16 protein-coding genes and 1 pseudogene are annotated in these 21812 nt (G+C 33.7%); 11 read left to right on the forward strand and 6 right to left on the reverse strand.

Annotated elements, in window-relative coordinates; translation table 11 throughout:
* The first annotated feature begins 469 nt into the window (after positions 1–469).
* The 4 genes from CDH50_RS13240 (at position 470) to CDH50_RS13260 (ending at position 5660) form a co-directional block, all read left to right on the forward strand.
* Positions 470–2941 carry a TonB-dependent receptor domain-containing protein gene (locus CDH50_RS13240; RefSeq protein ID WP_232732014.1) on the forward strand — a complete coding sequence of 824 codons (2472 nt, stop codon included), beginning with the start codon at positions 470–472 and terminating at the stop codon, positions 2939–2941.
* 96 nt (positions 2942–3037) lie between these two features.
* The gene (locus tag CDH50_RS13245) at positions 3038–4102 is read left to right on the forward strand and encodes a formylglycine-generating enzyme family protein (protein ID WP_232732015.1); all 1065 of its coding nucleotides are present in this window, start codon (positions 3038–3040) and stop codon (positions 4100–4102) included.
* Positions 4103–4224: 122 nt separating this feature from the next.
* A complete protein-coding gene (locus CDH50_RS13250) occupies positions 4225–4494 on the forward strand; it encodes a hypothetical protein (RefSeq protein ID WP_100612772.1) in 270 nt (89 codons plus the stop codon).
* Positions 4495–5321: 827 nt separating this feature from the next.
* A complete protein-coding gene (locus CDH50_RS13260; protein ID WP_100612774.1) occupies positions 5322–5660 on the forward strand; it encodes a single-stranded DNA-binding protein in 339 nt (112 codons plus the stop codon).
* 375 nt (positions 5661–6035) lie between these two features.
* On the opposite strand, the pseudogene fbp reads toward CDH50_RS13260, so the two are convergent.
* The 6 genes and pseudogenes from fbp to CDH50_RS13290 form a co-directional block, all read right to left on the reverse strand.
* A pseudogene (gene fbp, locus CDH50_RS13265) lies at positions 6036–7038 on the reverse strand (class 1 fructose-bisphosphatase).
* 30 nt (positions 7039–7068) lie between these two features.
* A complete protein-coding gene (locus CDH50_RS13270; RefSeq protein ID WP_100612775.1) occupies positions 7069–8475 on the reverse strand; it encodes a purine-cytosine permease family protein in 1407 nt (468 codons plus the stop codon).
* A 34-nt stretch (positions 8476–8509) separates the two neighbouring features.
* Positions 8510–9658: an alpha-hydroxy acid oxidase gene (locus CDH50_RS13275; RefSeq protein WP_100612776.1), complete on the reverse strand. Its 1149-nt coding sequence runs from the start codon at positions 9656–9658 to the stop codon at positions 8510–8512.
* A 4-nt stretch (positions 9659–9662) separates the two neighbouring features.
* Complete coding sequence (locus tag CDH50_RS13280; protein ID WP_100612777.1) at positions 9663–11033, reverse strand: FGGY-family carbohydrate kinase; 1371 nt, start codon at positions 11031–11033, stop codon at positions 9663–9665.
* Between the two features lie 9 nt (positions 11034–11042).
* Positions 11043–12323 carry a sugar isomerase gene (locus CDH50_RS13285; protein WP_100612778.1) on the reverse strand — a complete coding sequence of 427 codons (1281 nt, stop codon included), beginning with the start codon at positions 12321–12323 and terminating at the stop codon, positions 11043–11045.
* Positions 12324–12485: 162 nt separating this feature from the next.
* Positions 12486–14591 (reverse strand): bifunctional aldolase/short-chain dehydrogenase, encoded by a 2106-nt coding sequence (locus CDH50_RS13290; protein ID WP_100612779.1) that lies wholly within the window; start codon positions 14589–14591, stop codon positions 12486–12488.
* A gap of 392 nt (positions 14592–14983) precedes the next feature.
* Between CDH50_RS13290 and CDH50_RS15415 the strand changes: the two genes are divergently transcribed.
* The 7 genes from CDH50_RS15415 to CDH50_RS13330 all read left to right on the forward strand — a co-directional run bounded on the left by CDH50_RS15415 (position 14984) and on the right by CDH50_RS13330 (position 21788).
* Positions 14984–15301 carry a GntR family transcriptional regulator gene (locus tag CDH50_RS15415; RefSeq protein ID WP_394337015.1) on the forward strand — a complete coding sequence of 106 codons (318 nt, stop codon included), beginning with the start codon at positions 14984–14986 and terminating at the stop codon, positions 15299–15301.
* Between the two features lie 133 nt (positions 15302–15434).
* Positions 15435–18950, forward strand: coding sequence for a sulfatase-like hydrolase/transferase (locus CDH50_RS13305; protein WP_100612782.1), 3516 nt, complete (start codon positions 15435–15437; stop codon positions 18948–18950).
* A 392-nt stretch (positions 18951–19342) separates the two neighbouring features.
* On the forward strand, positions 19343–19978 hold the full coding sequence (locus tag CDH50_RS13310) for an alginate lyase family protein (protein ID WP_157804992.1): 636 nt from the start codon (positions 19343–19345) through the stop codon (positions 19976–19978).
* Between the two features lie 167 nt (positions 19979–20145).
* Entirely contained in the window at positions 20146–20331 is a 186-nt protein-coding gene (locus CDH50_RS13315; protein WP_100612784.1) for a hypothetical protein, read from the forward strand.
* Positions 20332–20344: 13 nt separating this feature from the next.
* Positions 20345–20659, forward strand: a complete 315-nt coding sequence (gene rhaM, locus CDH50_RS13320) for an L-rhamnose mutarotase (protein ID WP_100612902.1) — start codon at positions 20345–20347, stop codon at positions 20657–20659.
* Positions 20660–20937: 278 nt separating this feature from the next.
* Positions 20938–21102 carry a hypothetical protein gene (locus tag CDH50_RS13325; protein WP_157804993.1) on the forward strand — a complete coding sequence of 55 codons (165 nt, stop codon included), beginning with the start codon at positions 20938–20940 and terminating at the stop codon, positions 21100–21102.
* A gap of 2 nt (positions 21103–21104) precedes the next feature.
* Complete coding sequence (locus tag CDH50_RS13330) at positions 21105–21788, forward strand: alpha-L-rhamnosidase-related protein (RefSeq protein ID WP_100612786.1); 684 nt, start codon at positions 21105–21107, stop codon at positions 21786–21788.
* The last annotated feature ends 24 nt before the right edge of the window (positions 21789–21812 follow it).

Here is a 21812-nt window from a genome sequence, read left to right on the forward strand (position 1 = left end):
AATTATTAATTGTTTTTGTCTAATAATCCGTATCGATTATTTAGGATTAGACATTAGGGTTTATTTAATCTATTACAACCCTGAATTTCAAATCAGGTTAGCCAAATTATCTCTAAAAATGACAATCATTTTAGGTTTTTTTGCGCCTCTAAAAAAGAAAATAAGCAACATAAAAAATATAAACAACTCATAATTTATAATATTAAATAACAATAAATAATTGTAAAAATTATTTTAAATTATTACAAAACTATCCCATAGTATACTTAAACCAACAGGACGCTACAGGATGCGGTAAAAAAAATGAAAATGTAGTTTTGAATAGTTATTAAGTGAATTAATGAAAAGAGCCACTTATATTAATACTATTTCCTTTATGCGCTTCATTTGGAGTTAAAAATCAAACTTGTTTTAGTAATTTAAAACGTATGAATATAAAGAGTATTTTTTTTTTATAGTAACAGGATTATTGTTTTTTAATTCTATCTCAGCACAAATTACAGCAAAAATAATTGATGACACAGATAATTATCCATTAGAATACGCCACGGCAGCACTTTACAAACAAGAAGATAAATCGCTTGTTACAGGCGTTATTACAAATATAGATGGCGTATTTACTATCGAGAATGTGAAAAATGGTCGTTATTTTTTAGAGATGTCTTTTGTGGGTTATACTACTAAAACACTTCAGGATATTGAAATATCAAAAACTAATATACGTGTAGATTTAGGAATTGTTAAATTAACGTTGGGCAATCAGCTTAATGAAGTTCAAATTAGAGCAGAACGCGCCACTGTGGTTCATAAAATAGACCGTCAAGTTTTCGATTCTAAAAATTTTCAATCAAGTCAAGGAGGTACTGCTACCGATGTTATAAAAAATCTGCCATCAGTAAGTGTTGATGGGTTAGGAGATATAAGTGTGCGAGGTAGCAAAGGCTTTACTGTTTTAATAAACGGAAAACCTACCCAAGGCGATGCCAATACTATTTTGGCGCAGCTACCAGCCAATGCTTTAGAAAAAGTAGAGATTATTACAGCACCTTCGGCTAAGTACGACCCAGAAGGAAAAGGCGGTATATTAAATGTCATCACAAAAAAAGGAGCTACAAACGGTACCTTTGCACAAATTAATGTGAGAGGCGGTTTTCCATCCATAGAACCTTATGATACAAAAGAAGCAGCACAACGTTATGGTATAGATGCCACTTTAAATTCCAAAACAGATAGATGGAATTTGTCCTTTGGCACAAGCTATCAGCGCAATGATAAAACGGGTAGAAGAGAAGGGGCGTTGAATATTTTTAATCAAGCTGAAAACAAGCAGACCTTTACACCATCTAATGGCGAACGTAGTTCGGATGATATAAGTTACAATACTCGTTTTAGTGCAGATTATACACCAAATGAAAATGATGAATTTACATTAGGCTTTTTTGCAGGTAAACACACCATAGATAGATTGGCCGATATCACATATTTTGATAACCATGCTATTTCACCAATAGGAAGCAATAATAGGCTTTATACATTTTCATATTACAACCACAATTTAAGAACTCGTAAAGGCGATTTTGTTTTGGGTAGTTTCGATTATGCACATACATTTAATGATGCTTCTAAACTATCAACCTCTTTTTTATATGAATACACTTTTTTAGGAGGACCAACCTATAATGATAACGTAGATTCGCCAGCATACAATATTATTTATCAAAGTGAATTTAACACAAATGATAATCCATTACATGGTGTTAGATATAATTTAGATTTTAAATTGAAACCATCATCTTTTGGTGTTTTAGAAACAGGCTATCAATTTAGAAACCTAAATCATGATGGTGATTTCAGGTATGAGCGTGATGGTGTTATTGTGCCAGAATTTTCAAGTAGTATCAAATTGAAAAGAACCATCCATTCAGCATACACACAATTAACGGGTATTAAAGATAAATGGGATTATGCTGCGGGTGTTCGTTTAGAGTCTATGGATAGAACTTATACCGAATTATTACTTAGTGATATCAATTCTAACGAATATAACTACAATTTTGTAAAATTCTTTCCTTCGGCATCTTTACAATATTCAGTAAATGATGCTACTAAAATTAAAGCGGCATATAGTAAAAGAATAGAGCGAACTACTACTTTTAAAATGAATAGTTTTGCTGAACGCGAGCATGCCGAGGTTTTTGAACAAGGTGATAACCGCTTATTGCCAGAATTTATAGATTTGGTTGAATTAGGAATTACTAAAGATTTTAACAAAAATACATCTTTGTTTGCCACTGTGTATTACAGGCATGTAGATAATGTTATAAATCGAGTAAATACCTTAGCTTATGAAAGTAATGGTGTTGTAATTGATAGCATTTTAAACCGAGTATATTCCAATGTAGGAAAAAGCAACTCGGTAGGCTTAGAGTTAGGGGCACAATTTAAAGTAACTAAAAATTGGAGTAATTTTATAGGGGCCAATATTTATAATTATGCAATTGATGGATTGTTTGTTTTTAGACATCGTGATGGTATTGCCAGAAACTATAATGTGAATACTAAAAGTACAATCTATTCATTTAATGTAAATTCTATCTATTCATTTTGGAAAAATGCTACGTTACAATTTACATTTAATTATTTATCTGATGCCAATACGGCACAGGGTAACGACTCTAGGTTTTATTCTCCTAATCTAACCCTAAAGAAATCATTCTTAGATGGAAAGTTAGTAGGTACTTTACAATGGCAAAATATAGATATGGGATTATTGAATAGCAACGAGCAAAGCATTGCAACATCACGACCAAACCAGTTTTATACCTTTACAAACTACGTTTATGAAGTAGATATGGTTATTTTAAACTTTTCATACACATTTAATAAAGTTAAGAACAAATCTAAATTTATTGAAAGTGAATTTGGAAAGCGTGAGTTTTAATTTTATTTTAGAAAGTTAAAACAATTAACAACATATAGAAAACACATCACTATAATGAAAGAAAAAACACAGATTAACATTTTAATTTTATTAATTATGATTCTATTTGTTTTTATGAATTGTAAAAATAAAACGAAATCAATTGAAAAAAAGCTAGAGCCAAATAGACCTGTAATTGAAAAGCCATTGAGTATGAAACCGCCCGATGGCATGGTTTGGATACCTGGAGGTACTTTTTTACAAGGTGCGGTGCCGCAAGATAACATGGCGATGAAACATGAAAAGCCTCAACACCCAGTAGCTGTAGATGGTTTTTTTATGGATATTACAGAAGTAACCAACGCACAATTTTCAAAATTTGTTGAACAAACAGGCTATTTAACCATAGCAGAACGTGAGATAGATTGGGAAGAAATGAAAAAACAATTACCAGAAGGCACCCCCAAGCCACATGATTCTATTTTACAGCCAGGATCTTTAATGTTCAAAAAGACAAAAGAATCGGTGCCTAATTTATATGATTTTTCACAATGGTGGCGATGGGCAATTGGTGTTAATTGGAAATATCCAAATGGACCAGACAGTAATTTAGAAGGAAAAGAAAACCACCCTGTAGTACATATTTCATATCAAGATGCACTAGCCTATTGTGAATGGGCAGGAAGGCGATTACCAACAGAGGCAGAATGGGAATATGCTGCCAGGGCAAATAACAATGCCATATTTTTTTGGGGAGACGAACGGGATAAAATATCGGAAAAGGCAAATAGTTGGGAAGGCGAATTCCCCGTGAATAACACTTTAGTTGATGGGTTTGAAAGAACGGCCCCTGTTAAATCATATCCACCTAATGGTTTTGGCTTATACGATATGGCAGGTAATGTTTGGGAATTCACATCAGATTGGTATAATACTGACTATTATAATACATTAGCATCTAAAAAAGATACCATAATAAATCCCAAAGGGGCCGATAAGGCCTATAACCCTAATAATCCATATTTGGAAGAAAAAATAATAAAAGGAGGATCCTTTTTATGCAGTGATTCTTATTGTGCCAGCTATAGAATATCTTCCAGAATGGGAACAAGTATGGATTCTTCTACAGAACACGTTGGCTTTAGAACAGTTGCTACTCCTGAAATGCTAAGCTTAAAGTAAAATTATGATACTAAACTAAGAATACTTCCTAATTTTTTTCCAAATGTTTAATTATAAATTATTTTTGTTTAATAATCTGTATCGATTATTTAGAGCCAGACAGTAATTTGGAATGCCTTGGGATGGGACAAAAAGCAATACTTCAGAAAGCCATTGGAAATGACAAATATGATAGTGATGGTGCCATTGGCATCCTTAAGCGGCTGGACGAACTGACAAAGGATGACATGGTCGTTATCATCAACAATGTTGGTTTTGACACCTTTAAATCAGCCTTACCAACGTATAGTGAAGCTATCGCGCTCAGAGGTCTTTCGGAAAGTTTCGATATCATCCCAATTGAGTATTTTGAAAATGAACAAAAGGCTATTGCGGATAAAAGATTAAGCTGACAGATGGAACGGATTTCAAAACTCAAAAAATCAGTTAAGTAAAAACCAAAGCCACTAATGGTCATTTATGGGATTATTCGTGGCTTTTAGATTGGATTAAAAACCATTGCATCCCATTTCCACTCCATTCCGCTGAGCTACATTTCGGAAAATGCGCTTCATGGCAAAGTCTTGGACACCATGCTACGGTTTTGCATCTTCGCTTTGCTAACCCCTGCCGAAAAAGGCAGGAACGCACGCTCCCAATACAATACCGTAACATGAAGTCCGCTTCCCCGGAACTGTAATGAAAGTTTGGAATTAAAAAGATTATGACAGAAAGCCAAGCCTTGGTTTTTTTAAACAGGATTGTCGGCAACACCTTCCCTGGGCGTTGCTTGCCAATCCTTTAAAACCCAATGCTTGTCCGGGGCCATTTTAAGGGGTTTATAATGGGTGGCGCCCTTGCTTGTTTTTCGGGGCATCGAAAAACAGGCAGGGTATAAGCACTGCTAATATAAACCCATGTGCTCCCGTCGCTTAACTGCTTGTACGCTCGGGTCGCAAATGCGTTTAAAAGAATTGCTAATGCCCTAGTGGAACTTGTCAAGACCTTACGGGGTTTTGAAAAAAAATAAGGTATCTACTTCCTTGAAAACCTAAGGATTTGCCTGCCGGCAGGCAGGTTTTGATACGTCATAGGCACTCCTGATTTTTTTCCAAAAGTCTTGACAAAACCCACGCCATCCATGGTGCTGCGCTTGAGGAAATCGAACAACGCACCCCTTAAAATGTAAAACCGTTTTGGAACAATAGGGGCATAGTATGGACCTTTAAATTTTTTAATCATGAGTACATTAAAAAACAAAGTACAGTTAATCGGGAACGTTGGTCAAGAACCGACCTTTGCCACCTTGGACAACGGTAAAAAAGTAGCCCGCTTGTCTTTGGCAACCAATGAATCCTACAAGGATGCTAAAGGCAAAAAGAAATCAAACACCGATTGGCACAACCTTGTGGCATGGGGAAAGACCGCAGACATTATTGAGAAGTACGTAACCAAGGGCAAGGAGATAGCCATAGAGGGCAAATTGACCTTACGAAGTTACGAGGACAGGGAAGGCATAAAACGCTATGTGACCGAAGTGGTAGTGGATAAACTGCTCCTTTTGGGAAATGCCGATTAATTAAAAAGGAAAAGGGTGTTTCCTTTTACCTAACACCCTCTTTTTTAACTATTTCACATTACTTAAAAATGGAATCAATGAACGACAAAAATAAAGCATTACAGGAAAGCTTGCAACAATTTTGTGGCACGGAACAATTTTTCAAATTGCTATTGATACGGGCTGGGGTTTGAACCTATTATGCCTATACCAGATATATCAAGGGATCTATTAATTGATATAATTCTTGTTGACCATTTGTGAACCTTAGTTTGTTTTAAAAAATGTTAAATAAACTTTCGTTGAAACAAATATAATAATTTCAGTATAAAATAGATTTCTTTTATGGTACTTGGATCTTTTGGAAAAAAGAATAAATTGACATTTATACTGGAACTATTCATTTAAAAGAAAAGATTCTAATTTCTCAACCATTTCTGTATTCTCATAATAAAAAGGAATACGCTGGTGAATATCTGTAGGCAAAATATTCAAAATACGTGTATGACCATTGGTTACTTTTCCGCCAGCTTGCTCAGCAATAAATGCAATTGGGTTTGCTTCATAAAGCAATCGTAATTTACCCTCTTTGTTCTCAGTGCTGTTTGGATATAAATAAATATCCCCTTTTAACAATGTTTCTATGAAAATTGAAGACTATAGAACCAATATATCTAGCAGAATATGGGGGTTCACCTTCTTCTTTTTGGCAATATTTAGTGCAGTTTTTTACGCCTTGAGGAAAATGTGAATAGTTTCCCTCATTAACGGAATAAATGTTTCCTTTAGCGGTGATTTTAATATTTAGATGTGATAAATAATAAGAGCCAATAGCGGGGGTTTAGTGTTAAACCATTTTCACAATTTCCTGTGGTGTATACAAGCATGGTTGAAGTGACATAAATAATATATCCTACCGCGATTTGTGCGCTGCCTGGTTCTAAAAAATCCTTTAGTTCTACAGGGTTTCAATGAGTGTAATTCTTCTGGAAACAGAAAAAATAGTTCCAATAGATACATTAACATCAATATTTGTTGAACCATCTAAATTATCCATTAAATCAACGTATTTTCCGTTATTTGATGCATCGCTGCCATGTAGAGGGATAAAATCTTTAACTTCTTCAGAACCAATACCACAGGCTATATCTCTGTTTTTTATAGCTTGAATGAATTTTTCGTTGGCAAATACATCAAATTTTTGTTGATTTTATCCCTGTATGTTAACATCGCCTGCACCTCCAATAATATCAACCAAACCTGCTTTATTAACTTCGTAGTTTACCATTTTTGCTGCTAACCTGATGCTATTTAACAGCTTGGAGAGCTCTCCAGTTGAGTAAGGAAAAGACGCTTGATTTTTAATAATAAATTCACCTAACGTTGTAATCTTTTCCATAATAATATGTATGTTTTTTGCTGAAAAGAATTATCGTTGAAATTGCTTACTAAATACAAGAAACATAACACCACATAGTAACCATGCTGGCAATGTTACAAATGATAAAAACACATCAAATTGAACCGATATAAAATAGAATAAACCAAAACTTATAGCCCAAGCAAACAATACTGATTTATTGAACTTAATATTGGCAACTTCAGCATAATTTTTAACAATACCTGCTTGTTCATGAAAGAAATGTTCAAAAACTATTACAGCTCCAAAAGGCGCTAAAATAAAACCGTAAAGAGCAACAAAACCTAAAAGTTTCATGGCAAAAGCAGGGAATAAACCAGCAATTGTAGCAATTGTCCCTGCTAGAATAGTAACCTTTGCTGTTGATAGTTTTGGTAAAATAGCTTGGAAGGCTAAACCCGCTCTGTAAATGGTTGGGTTTGCAGTTGTCCAACCTGCCAATACCACAGCAATAATCCCAAAAACACCAATGGCATTATAAGCTAATGGACCTGGTGCTACTGGAGGTGCTTCACCGTTTGATAAAAAGGCTTGTGCTTCGGGGGAATTTAAATATACTGCATATAGTAAACAGGCTGCTATCCACGCGATGTAATGACCTATATACATCCCCGCAGCGGTAGTCCATCCTGAACTTGCTTTTTTTGCAAAACGGAATACTGATAAATCGGACATCCCAATATGCATGGCAGCATTGGCAAACCAAGACCAGATAACAACATGCCAAAACGTGTATTTTATTTGACCAGGAAAAGGATCTCTACCTTGACCCCAAATATCCCAAAATTGAGAATAGCTAGACACACCCAATTGGTTTAAGGCAACAACACCACAAGCTAAAAAAGCCAAAACAATAATAGGGGACATCCAATTGGCAGCTTTAGATACCGTATCATAACCACGTGCTGCGATTATAGATATTACAGCGCCAATAGCTATTACAATAATAACCCAAGTAGCACCATTGGGAAGTGTATCTTCTAGTTTTGGCATAGGCATATCAAATGGGATACCGACAGCGGTAGCAGATACCGTTATCATGGAACCCGCTAAAAAACAAAACAAAATACCGTTAGCTAAGTTGTAGCCAGTAACTAAGTTTTTTCCACAAATTTTTTCTAACTGAAAATATAAAGTCAATCTATTTTTAAAAGCAATTTCAGCAGTTAAATACCTCCAACATAATACGGCCAATAAATTCCCTAATAATAACCCGACTATCAAGTCAAAGGCACTAACACCTGCCGTTAAGAACAGTGGTCCAATCATGAATTCCGTACCAGCAGCATGTTCTCCAGCATACATACCTAAAAAGCTTTTCCAACTTTTTAATTTTGATTGTGGTACGGGTGTTCTTTCAAATTCGCCTCCCGCATTTTCTTCAATTATCTCTTTTTCAATACTTACTTGGCTCATATAGTTTGGTTATATTTAGTTAATTGGATATTGTTTATTTTATTAAATGATTTGGGAAATCTTTTGTGTTTTCGCAACAAAGTTGCTCCATAACTTGTTGTAATTCTGTTTTTAATAACGATATGGTATGGTTGCCACCTTTTTTTCCCAAAGCTGAAACACCATACATAAAGGAGCGCCCCATAAAGGTGAACTTTGCACCACTCGCCATGGCTCTTGCTACATCAGGACCAGAACGGATTCCACTGTCCATCATGACTTCTATTTGATCACCATATTTTTCAGCAATTGTAGCTAAAGGTTTAATAGTTGATTGTCCTGCATCCAGCTGTCGGCCTCCATGATTAGAAACAATAATACCATCTATTCCCAAGCCAATAGCTTCCTCAGCATCATATTCAGAGGCTACTCCTTTTAATACGAGTTTTCCCTTCCACATATCGCGAATGGGTTTTATTTTTTCTTCATTCAACCTGCCGCTAAAGGTTTGATCCATAAATTTACCTAGCTGTTTTAAATCCAATCCTTTGGGCATATATGGTATTAGGGTTTCAAAATTTGGTTGTCCGTGTTTTAAGGTTTCTAGTGCCCAATTTGGTTTGCCTAATACTTGTAATATATTATTTAAAGACATTTTTGGAGGCATTGCCAAACCGTTTCGGATGTCTCTAGGTCTAAAACCAAAAGTAGGCACATCGCATAAAATAACAAGTACAGGGCATTCTGCCGCAGCTGCACGATTTATAATATCGTCTCTTAATCTGTCTTCGGTAGGGTGATACAACTGAAACCAAGCTTTCCCTTCTGTAAGTTCACTTGCTCGCTCAATGCTTGTTGTAGTAACCGTACTCAAAATAAAGGGAATGTTGTGCTCAAATGCTGCCTTTGCTAATATTTCTGGCGAATTGGGCCACATTAAGCCTTGCAGGCCCACTGGAGCTATACCAAATGGTGCATCATATTCAATACCAAATAATTTAGTTTTAAGTGATGAGCCGTTATGTGCCTTTAAGTAGTTTGGCCTTAGTTGTACATCTCTAAGTTCAGAAGTGTTTCTAAGTAAATTTACATCTTCGTTACAACCTCCATCTAAATACTCAAAAGCAAATTTTGGGATTTTCTTTTGAGCTCTAGAACGTAAATCATCAATAGAAGGGTATCGTGTATCAAATTTCCTTGCCATACGCTTATTTTATTATAAAAGGCACATGCTTTTTTAGTGAATAGTTCTTTTTAAGGAATTTAGAACTCAATGCTTTATCTGAAATTGAAATGGCAGCTCCTAAAGCAGAGCCCAATGAAGAATCAGTCGTTCTTAGTTTCATATTCCTAAAATGGTGTGATAGTAGTTTTACAAACAAATCGTTGTCGCTAAAACCGCCATCTATGTATAATCTTTTAATCTTGTCGTCTCCAATAACTTCTTTGATGCTTTTTATTTGTAACAGCACCAGTTCCGTCATTAATTGATGGTAAGCATCTTTAAATTTTGAGTAAGGTATTTTAGTTTCAGAAGGCATATCGCTATCCGTTAAACTTTCCCATTTGAACATATGTTTGAAATCTTTATTAATTTCAGCATAGGTATCATAATCAAATTTCACATGGCGGTGAAAATCTTCAGCAACACCAAAATGCTTATCTAATTTTTTAACCTGAATTTTATATTCATTCCCTAAAAACAAGCGGGTTGCTTTTACAGGTTGACCATTGATACGCATGTAGTTTATAGAATCTTTATCATGTGTATCTTCAATAATTGGATGGTCTGTAAAAGGGTTTAAAGTGATGCTCCAGGTTCCTGTAGAAACCAAAACGAACTTTTTCTTAACACTTCTTGCATAAGGTAATAATGCCGAAGAACTATCGTGAATACCCACACCTATATTGATGCGTTTTCCATTATAGTTCATGTTTACACTTGTTTCACTAGAAACGATAGTGGGCAATATATTGTTCAGTTCTTCTTTGTAAACCCATGCATGGTAATCTTTTTTAGTATAATCCCAAAGTGCCGTGTGGCAACCAATACTGGTATATTCACTTAATGGAATACCCGTAAAAACATAACTAATGTATTGTGGTAGATGCAATGAATATTTGATTTTTTTAAAAACTTCTGGTTTGCTATATTTTAACCAATAAAGTTGTAAGCCTGAATTCAAAAGACTTAAATCGAAACAACCTGTCTTTTTTAAGAATTCTTCTTTAGGACCATATTTTTCTAAAAAGGAATCTATGATACTTTTATCGATAGGTTTTGTATAATTGTATAACGGTGTAAGGACTTCGCCATTTTCATCTAAATGAACAAAACTAGCACCATAGGTTGAAAAGTTTATGGCTTTTACATTGAATTCCGATGCTTTAAGAATGTTCTCAAACACACTTTTTAACCAATGTTGAAGTGCTGGTAAGTTTTCGGTAGGAAAACCATCTTCATCTTCAATTTCATCAAAGTGAATGTATTCTTTATAAACCTCTTTATAATCTTTATCAAATAGAAAGAACTTTTTGTTGGTTTTCCCTATGTCAAATACAGCTGTTACGTATATCATGCCAAACTATTATAAACCTGTTGCTACGCTATTTTTCCCTCTTTCTTTTATTAATGAATTTCTAACATCTAAAGAACGATACGCTTGAATCGGGCTTAACGCACCACCTCGTTCCAATCTCGCTTTTGATAATAATGGACGTACATCGGTTCTATAAGCATCTTGCAAAATTTCCTGGCATTTAACCACGTCATTATTTAATTGCGCCGTTTTCAATAAATCTTGATTAACTAAAAGTGCTTTCGCATAAGCTTCTTGAATGGCTTCTAATGATTGTATTAAATCTTCCAAAGGATCTTTTACGTTGTGACTGGCATCAATCATCCAAGCCAAATCTGGGTTTTGTGGATTGTTTTCCATACCATAAACCAATTCATTAAAAATAAGGAATAAGGCATAAGGTTTGATGCTTCCAACGGTTAAATCGTCATCACCATATTTACTATCATTAAAGTGAAAACCACCTAGTTTTCCTTTTAATTGTAAAATAGAAACAATTTGTTCTATGTTGCTATTTGGAAGGTGGTGTCCTAAATCGACCAATGTAAATGCTTTTTCTCCACACTCGTTGGCCAGCATTAATGATGCTCCCCAATCTTGAATAACGGTACTATAAAAGTTTGGTTCGTATGGTTTGTACTCAATTAATAACTTCCAATCATCTGACACCCCTTGGTAAATAGCTTTTAAACTATCTTGTGTATTTTGAAAAGCCGTTTGAAAATTGTTTTGACCAGGAAAGCAAGATCCATCTGCCAACCAAACGGTTAAGGCTTTTGAACCTAATTTATTTCCAATGTTTATAACATCTAAGTTATGCTGAATGGCTTGTTGCCTAACCGCTTCACTTGTACTACTTAAAGAACCGTATTTATAACTTTCTTTAGCATTTTTCTGGTCTTGAAAGGTGTTGGAATTTACAGCATCAAATTTAATATCCAACGCACTCGCTAATTCTTTAATTGCGCTGTAATCTTGAGGAATGTCCCAAGGGATATGAAGTGAAACGGCACCTGCAGTTTTAGTTAAAGCATGTAAAATACCAACATCTTCAATTTTTTGTTCTAAGTTTGAAGGTTCTCCAAAAAACGAAAAACGTCCAAAACGTGTTCCACCTGCACCCAATGCCCAACTTGGAATGGCCACTTGAAAGTCTTGTAATTTTTTTATAATTGAATTAACATTCACGCCTTTTTTTGACAAGCTATTTGATAAAAAATCGAAATGTTCTTGGTGCGATTGTAAGTCTTTACTATTTGTATCTTGTATTTGATTCGGTACTATTTTCATGAGCTGGTAATTTTATTTTAAATGATAATTACATCTGTATTGTTTAAAAATTTCTATGATAACAAGAAACCCTTTTTAGAAGTTTTTTTAAAAAACTCCCATAAATACTTTTAAAAATATGCTAAGGAAGTTTTCAACAAACTAAAACTAACTCAAAATGTTTTATCTAACAAATGCGTTGGCCATTCCACCATCAACATTTATTATGTTTCCTGTAGATTTATCTAGAATTCCCACGAAAATAAAAACGCCATTTGCAATATCAGCAGGGGTAATAATTTCATTTAATAAATTACGTTTTGCGTAAAATGCAGGTAATTCTTCAACAGTAATACCGTTTGCTTTGGCTCTACCTTCTGCCCAAGCACCTTCCCAAATTTTGCTACCTACAATAACGCCATCAGGGTTTACGGTGTTTACACGTACTTTATCTTTTGCTAATTCTGCAGCCAATAAGCGAACCATGTGTTGTTGTGCCGCTTTTGCGGTTCCATACGCCACATTGTTAGGGCCTGCAACTAATCCGTTTTTACTTGCAATGGAAATATAATCGCCACCTAAGCCTTGTTTACGTGTAATTGCAGAGAATTGCTTTGCCAAATCAAACTGACCTTTTACTAAAATACTGTGTAAAATGTTCCAATCTTTATCAGTTGTATCTTCTAAAGCTTTAGAAATCGCTAAACCAGCACTGTGCACAACTATATCAACACCACCAAACTCTAAACATGCTTTTTTGTAAGCAGAAGCGATAGAATCTGTATTTGTTACATCACAAACAGCATACGTAGAAACGTCTCTTTTATAAGTTGCATTGGCTTCAATTAAACTTTGTTCGTTAATATCGGTTAATACAACAACAGCACCTTCAGCAGCTAATTTATCTGCAATTGCTTTACCAATACCACCACCAGCACCAGTTACAAAAGCAACTTTGCGAGATAACGGTTGTTCTTTTGGCATTCTAGAAAGTTTTGCTTCTTCTAGTAACCAATATTCAATATCAAACGCTTCTTGTCTTGGTAATGATGTATATGCTGTAATAACTTCAGCACCACGCATCACATTGATAGCGTTTATGTAAAACTCACTTGCAACACGTGTAGTTTGTTTGTCTTTTGAAAAACTAAAAATACCAACACCCGGATAAATAATAATTACAGGATTCGGGTCGCGCATGGCAGGACTATTCGACTTTTTACAAGTGTTGTAATAGTCTGCGTATTCTTTTCTATATTGTTCAAAAGCTGGCACTAATTTTTCAAGAATGGCTTTTGAATCGGTTAAATCTTCATTTTTATCTAAAGTAAGAACCAAAGGTTGAATTTTTGTTCTTAAGAAATGGTCAGGACAAGACGTACCTAATGGTGCTAATCTAGCCAAATCATGACTGTTTATAAATTCCAGAACAACATCACTATCAGAAAAATGACCAATCATTCTTTTTTCAGAAGAACATAAACCTCTTAATAAAGGCATTAACTGAGCTGCTTTTTCTAAACGTTCTTCTTTAGGAAGACTTTCTAGTTTTTTGCCTCCAAAAACAGAGCCTTTTTCTTTTATTTTGTTTTCAATATAGTCTGAAGCCATTTCAATAACTTCTAAACTATTCATATAGCATTCATAAGATGTATCACCCCAAGTAAATAAACCGTGGCTACCTAAAACGATGCCGCGAATTCCTGGATTATCAGCTAAACATTTTTCAAGTTGTAAACCTAAATCAAAACCAGGACGTTGCCAAGGCACCCAACCCATATTATCACCCCAAATCTCTTTAGTTACTTTTTCACTGTCTTTAGCGGCAGCAACAGCAATTAAAGCATCTGGATGTAAATGGTCAATATGGGCAAATGGTAACAAACCATGAAGCGGTGTATCAATAGATGGTGCTTTACTGTCTAAGTCATAAATACAATGGTTAAATAGTTCAACCATACGGTCTTCATCACTTAAACCTCCATAAACTTTCTTTAAATCTCGCAATCTATCAGTATACAAACCAGCAATTCCAGAACGTGTTAAAGAACCAATATCACCACCGGAACCTTTTACCCACATCACTTCAACGTCTTCATTGGTTAAAGGATCTTTTTCGATGGTTTTACAGCTGGTGTTACCACCTCCATAATTTGTGATTTTTAAATCGGCTCCTAAAATGTTTGAACGGTATAAAAATAAAGCAACTTGGTCATCACCGAATGCATTTGCTCTTTCATTATCCCAAAGATAATCTACGTATTTAAATTTTTTTTCAAGTGTATTCATGAGAATTATTAAAATATTTCAAAGTAAAATTAAATTATGAGAATAATGTTTCTATCCTGTACTGTACTGTTTATTAATATTTATTTACTATTTATTATTTTCATAAAAAATAACAATATACATACCTTTATTAGTCAAGTTGTATTTTATAAAAGTTTTAAAATTCCATATCTGATAAATAATAATGCTCAATGGTTTAACGCCTTTTTGTATTTCTAGATTTCTTTTAGAGCGCACTAAATAATCAATATTGGAACTTTTGAACACCATATCTCGTATGTTTTAACTCTTAGTTAATTCTATATTGCACTCGATATTTTTCAATAAAATAATACTGAAACTTTATGGAAACTATAAACTACCTAGAAATTAACAAAAATTCAAGAATTCCAATGTATCAACAAATTGTTGATTCAATAATAAATAACATTTCAAATAGGAACATTGTAATTAACGAGAAACTTCCATCTATTAATTTGATTAATGAGGATTTTTATTTGTCACGAGATACCGTTCAGAAAGCCTACAACATATTGAAAGAACGAAACATTATTGTGTCTATTCCACGAAGATGCTATTATGTTACAAATATAGTAACAGCTCCTAAATTAAATGTGCTATTTTTAATTAATAAATTGAGTACATACAAGATGAGAATTCATAATTCTTTTCTTAACAAAATTGGCTCTGGTTATTTAGTCTATTTTTAATCATTTCACTTTTTAATCAGGATAGAGCAGGATAGAGCAGGATAGAAATTGGAGTTGTAACTTTTAATTTTATCACTTATCTATCTTATTTTTCAATTATTTATTCCAAATCAAAAGAAAATATAAATTATATATGTATCAAAACATTTTTTTAAAAGACCTATTTATTTGTTTGTGTTGTATAAATTTTGCTTATGCTCAAAATAATAATAGCCAAGAAAGGCCAAATATTATATTTATACTTACTGATGATCAACGTTTTGATGCTATTGGATATGCAGGTAACAAATATGTTGAAACTCCAGAAATGGATAATTTAGCAAAGTCTGGAACATATTTTAATACTGCAATAGTTACAACTCCTATTTGTGCGGCTAGTAGAGCAAGTATATTAACAGGTCTACACGAGCGGACTCATAACTATAATTTTCAAACTGGGAATGTGCGTGAGGAGTATATGGCGAATTCCTATCCGGTAGTTCTTAAAAATAATGGTTATTATGTGGGGTTTTACGGAAAATACGGAGTTGGGTATGATGGTTTAGAGAAACAATTTGATGCCTTCGAATCATTTGATAGAAATAATGGTTATAAGGACAGAAGAGGTTATTACTATAAAACCATAGGTGAAGATACAGTGCATTTAACCCGATATACTGGACAAAAGGCTTTAGATTTTATTGATAAAACTTCTAATGAAAAACCGTTTTGTTTGTCGTTAAGTTTTAGTGCGCCTCATGCACATGACGGGGCGACAGAGCAGTACTTTTGGCAATCTGAAACAGATAACCTACTATCTAACACAACAATTCCTGGACCTGTACTTGGAGATATTAAATATTTTAACGCACTGCCTAAGGTTGTAAAGGATGGGTTTAATAGATTGCGTTGGACTTGGCGCTATGATTCATCAGAAAAGTATCAACACAGCCTAAAGGGATATTATAGAATGATTTCTGGAATTGATTTGGAGATCAAAAAAATTCGTGATAAGCTAAAGGAAAAAGGTTTAGATAAGAATACGGTTATCATATTTATGGGTGACAATGGATACTTTCTAGGAGAGCGTCAGTTAGCTGGTAAATGGCTAATGTATGATAATTCCATTCGTGTACCTCTTATCATTTATGATCCTCGAGTTCATGACCATCAAGATATAAATGATATGGCTTTAAATATCGATATCCCATCTACTATAGCGGATATTGCGGGTATTCAGGCTCCAAGTACTTGGCAAGGTAAAAGTTTAATGCCAATTGTAAATAAAGAAACAAAATCTATTGAAAGAGATACAGTTCTCATTGAACATATTTGGGACTTTACCGAAATACCTTCTAGTGAAGGAGTTCGGACTAATGAGTGGAAATATTTTCGATATATAAATGATAAAACCATTGAAGAACTTTACAATTTAAAGAAAGATCCTCAAGAGATTAAAAACTTAATAAATGATAAAAAGTATAAGGAAGTAGCTGATAACCTTCGTGCAAAACTTGAGCAATTAATCAAAAAAAATAGTGATAAGTATCGTTCTTCACCAACAGATTTAACTGTAGAGCTTATAAGAGCCCCCAGTAAAGATGTTAAAGTGTTGGATGCTAAACCAGAATTTGGTTGGACGGTACCTTTAACTTCAAAAATTCAATCAGCATACCAAATTTTAGTAGCTTCAAGTGAGAAAATAATAGATGCTAATAACGGCGATGTTTGGGATAGTGGGCAAGTGCGGTCAGGTGCTTCAACAAATGTAGAATATCAAGGAAAACCTCTTGAAAATGGAAAGAACTACTTCTGGAAAGTAAGAATTTGGGATGATGAAAATCGACTTGTTGAATATTCTAACTCTCAGGAATTTTCATTTGGAGAGCACACTAACTACATGATTTCTACCAAAAATAAGTTTGAAATAAGTAAGATTAATCCTGTAATTTTTGAAAATTGCGGTGATTTTTATTTTATCGATTTTGGTAAGGCAGCATTTGCAACCATGAACTTTAATTACAAAGCAAAAAAGCCACATACATTAAAAATTAGAATAGGCGAGCAGCTAGAAGGAAATAGTATTAATCGAAAACCGTTTGAAAGAAGCCATATTCGCTACCAAGAAGTGTTAGTTTATGTAACACCAAATAAAACCAAATATCAAATTAGCATAAAACCAGATGAGAGGAATACTTTACCAGGGAAACCTTTGCCTAATGGTTTTCCTGTTTTAATGCCATTTAGATATGCTGAAGTTGAAGGAGCTCAAGAATTAATAACGATAAATGATTTTGAACAGTTGGCTTATCACACTTATTGGGATGAGAAGGCGAGTAGTTTTAAAAGCTCTAACGATATTTTAAACCAAGTTTGGGACCTGTGTAAGTATTCTATAAAGGCTACAACATTTAATGGTTTGTATGTTGATGGTGACAGAGAACGTATTCCATATGAAGCAGATGCATATTTAAATCAACTTAGTCACTATACTACTGATAGGGAGTATGCCATAGCAAGACGAACTATCGAGTATTTTATGGAACATCCAACATGGCCCACTGAATCGCAACAGCATGTTGCTTTAATGTTTTATGCTGATTATATGTACACAGGTAATACAGAGTTAATTGAGAAATATTATGATAAATTAAAGCATAAAACACTTTACGAATTATCAAATGAAGAGGGTCTTATTACTTCACAAAATGTATCTCATGAGTTTATGTTAAAGCTTGGGTTTAAAGAAGATTATAATAGACCAATTGAGGATATAGTCGATTGGCCTTCTGTTGGATTGGGACAAGATCCTGAAAATTTAGGTGAACGAGATGGTTATGTCTTTAAACCCTATAATACGGTTATCAATGCGTTTTTCTATGAAAACATGAGAATTATGGTAGAATTTGCTAAAATATTGGGAAAAACCCAAGAAGTTTTAGACTTCGAATTGAGAGCTGCTAAAGTTAAAAAAGCACTGAATGAAAAAATGTTTGATAAAGAAAAGGGATATTACATCGATGGAATAGGAACAGATCATGCATCATTGCACGCTAATATGCTGCCTTTAGCTTTTAATATGGTGCCCGAAGAATATATAAATGGCGTAGTAGATTTTGTAAAATCACGAGGCATGGCATGCAGTATTTATGGCTCTCAATATTTAATGGATGGATTGTATAATGCAGGAGAAGCTGATTATGCTTTAGATTTATTAGTGAGTACCAATGAAAGAAATTGGTATAATATGATTCGAGTAGGTTCTACTACTTTAGAGGCCTGGGCATTAAGATTTAAGAATAATTTAGACTGGAATCATGCTTGGAGTGCAGTACCTGCTAACGCAATAACCAGAGGGTTATGGGGAATTCAGCCAAAAACACCTGGTTTTGAGGTAGCTTACATAAAGCCTCAAATGAGTAAGCTAAAATCTAGCGAAATTGAAGTTCCTACTGTTAGAGGTAGTATTAAAGGGCGATATACTTACAATGGAGCAAGCCTTGAAACATATGAGATAGAAATACCAGGCAACATGGTGGCAGAATTTTCATTAAATAATTTAAAAGGTAAAGACATTATACATAATGGTCAAAAAGTAGCATTAGCCTTTAAAACAATTAGGTTAACACCAGGACAGCATACAATTAAATTGGTTATAAATTCTTTTTAATAAGGATTAATTGAAAAGAAGTAACATTTTAGTCAAACGTAAAATGACATATGAATACATAATAAAATTTTAGGTATGAATAAAAATAACTTAGTAAAAGTAAGCCTCATTTTATATTTAATGTTAGCTAGAGGTACTTTTTTATTGGCAGGTAGTGAAATATTAAAACTTTTATAATGATCTTTAAAAATTAGAAAATTGGATTTATTTTTTTTGTTTTATCAGTATCATTTTGTGGAAGCAATTTAGAGGCACAAAACAAAAAGCTGTCTCTTTTAGATTATGATAGATTAATAAAAGTAAAAGAGCAACTGCATACATCAAATTATACTTATGCCTATCCTAAATTAATACATTCAGCTGATGGTATATTAAAAGAAGACCCTTTTTATGTGGTAAACAAAACTCAAATCCCAGTGAGTGGCGATAAGCATGATTATTTAAGCCTCGACCCTTACTCGTGGACAGATTCTGCAAAAACAGATGGGTTACCTTGGATTCGGAAAGACGGTGAAGTAAACCCATTGACAAGAGGCGATAATGTGGATGAACCCAGAAAAGATAAGATGTTTGGCAATGTAAATAAGCTATCTAATGCAGATTTTTTTCCTGATGATGAAAAGTATGCGAAAAAATTAATAGAGCTTCTTGAGTTATGGTTCTTGAATCCTGAAACTAAAATGAATCCTAATCTCAATTTTGCTCAAGGAATTCCAGGAATAAATACTGAACGTGGTATAGGTATCATAGAGTTTGGGGGTGTTTCCAATGTTGCAAACGCAATTGAGATCTTAGAATTGAATAATGCCATAAACAATGAAGATTCAAAAGCATTACGAAATTGGATTGCAACATATTTAGATTGGTTACAGTATAGCGAGTTTGGTGTTTTCGAAAGAACACGTTTAAATAACCAAGAGACACAATATTATGTTCAAGTAAGTAGTTTACTATTGTTTTTAAATAAAGAGGATGAAGCTAAAAAGTATTTAGAATCATTACAAATCCTAGAATTAAAGGTCAAATAGAACCAGACGTTAAGCAATCACTTGAACTTGCAAGAAGAAATCGTTGTCATATAGACTATGAATTTAAAAGGGTTTATGCAATTAGCATATTTAGGAACAAAAGTAAATGTTGATTTATGTCACTAGAAAGCAGAAAATGGTGCTAGCATTCAAAAGGCTTTTGAGTTTTGATACCATATGCAAAGGAAGAGAAAGAATGGACATATAAACAAATTACAAGCCTAGATAAGTCTATTGAAAATCTAAAAGAAACATTTGCTAGAGCTGGAAGTTTTTTAGGTATTGAAAACTATTGTGAAATAGAAAATCTAGAAAATAAAAAAGGGAATGACTTATTCTGTAACTGTAATTAAAAAAGAAACCACTATGCAAAGATTAGCTTTTAAAATGAAACTAAATACTGGACAAAAAGAAGTCTATCAAAAGCGACATGATGAGCTTTGGCCAGAATTAAAGAAATTGCTAAAAGATAATGGCGTAAGCGAATATTCCATTTTTTTAGATGAAGAAACCAATACACTTTTCGCTTTTCAAAAAGTATCTGGTCAAGGTGGCTCACAGGATTTAGCATCTAATCCTTTTGTAAAAAAATGGTGGGATTTTATGGCCGATATCATGGAGGTAAACCCAGATAATTCGCCAGTATCAATTCCTTTGGAAGAAGTTTTTTATATGGAATAATTAAGAATCACAAATATGAAAAAATATATTTTAAAACCTATTAAATTCTTTTGCACATTAATATTTTTAGCTGGAATGTCTTTTAGTTTAAATTCTTGTTAAGATGGTATTCCTAATAAAAACAATATTGGTTTTTCCAAGGCTTAAAAAAACCTCTAGACGAAGTAAAGCAATTTGGAGGTTTGCCTAAGTTATGAAGTAAAACAAAGGTTGACCGATTGAATATCAACAATAGATTTTCGGAAATTGAAGAAACAAATGTAATCCCACAAAACATTATGATTCACACTTTTGATAGCAGCAGAGTAGAACAAAACGATTTTTCTAAATACACGAACTGGTATTTAGAAGAAGGCGACACTCAAATTTTAAACTTCATCCGGGGGATTGTAATACAAGAAATTCGAGGAAGTATTGTCGCATTGAATCACATACAAAGATAAAAATGAAACAAGGCGAAAAGCATGAGTTCACAGGAACTTATAACCTTTTTAAATGTGAAGAAACCGTGTGTGTTTTTCAGGTTTTTAATAGTTCGGTTGTTCATCCGCATATGATAGAAAAAATTGAAGAAGCCGATAATCATTTACGAACAGGGTTTTTAGGAACAGCATTATTGTCTAAAGTTTCAGATAATATAGGTAGAGTAGATTTAATGCATAAGCTATTTTTTAATGAAACTAATCTGTCATGGTTTTATTCTATAAATCAAGGGGCTACTACAATATGGGAGCGTTGGAATAGTTACAGTAAATCAGAAGGGTTTAGTAAAGAAAAAATGAATAGCTTAAACCAATACGCTTATGGTGCCATAGGACAATGGATGTATGAGCGTATCGCAGGAATTGCTCCTCTAGAACCAGGGTATAAAAAAATACTAATTGCTCCACATCCTTGTAAGCCGCTTACTTCTGCTTCAGGGTCACTTAATGCGCCTTATAGAAAAGTCACTTCTTCATGGAAGCATATGGATGGGAAATTTACTTTGGAAATAACCATTCCTTCAAATACAACAGCATTGGTAACGATACCTTTCAAAGATTTGAATGATGTGGCATTAAATTGTTTAAAAATAAGTAATGACAAAAATATAAAAATAAAAGACCAAAAGGTGATGAAGTCACAATAGAAGTTTCTGCTGGAACGTATAATA

The sequence above is a fragment of the Confluentibacter lentus genome (assembly GCF_002806995.1).
Taxonomy (GTDB): Bacteria; Bacteroidota; Bacteroidia; order Flavobacteriales; family Flavobacteriaceae; genus Confluentibacter; species Confluentibacter lentus.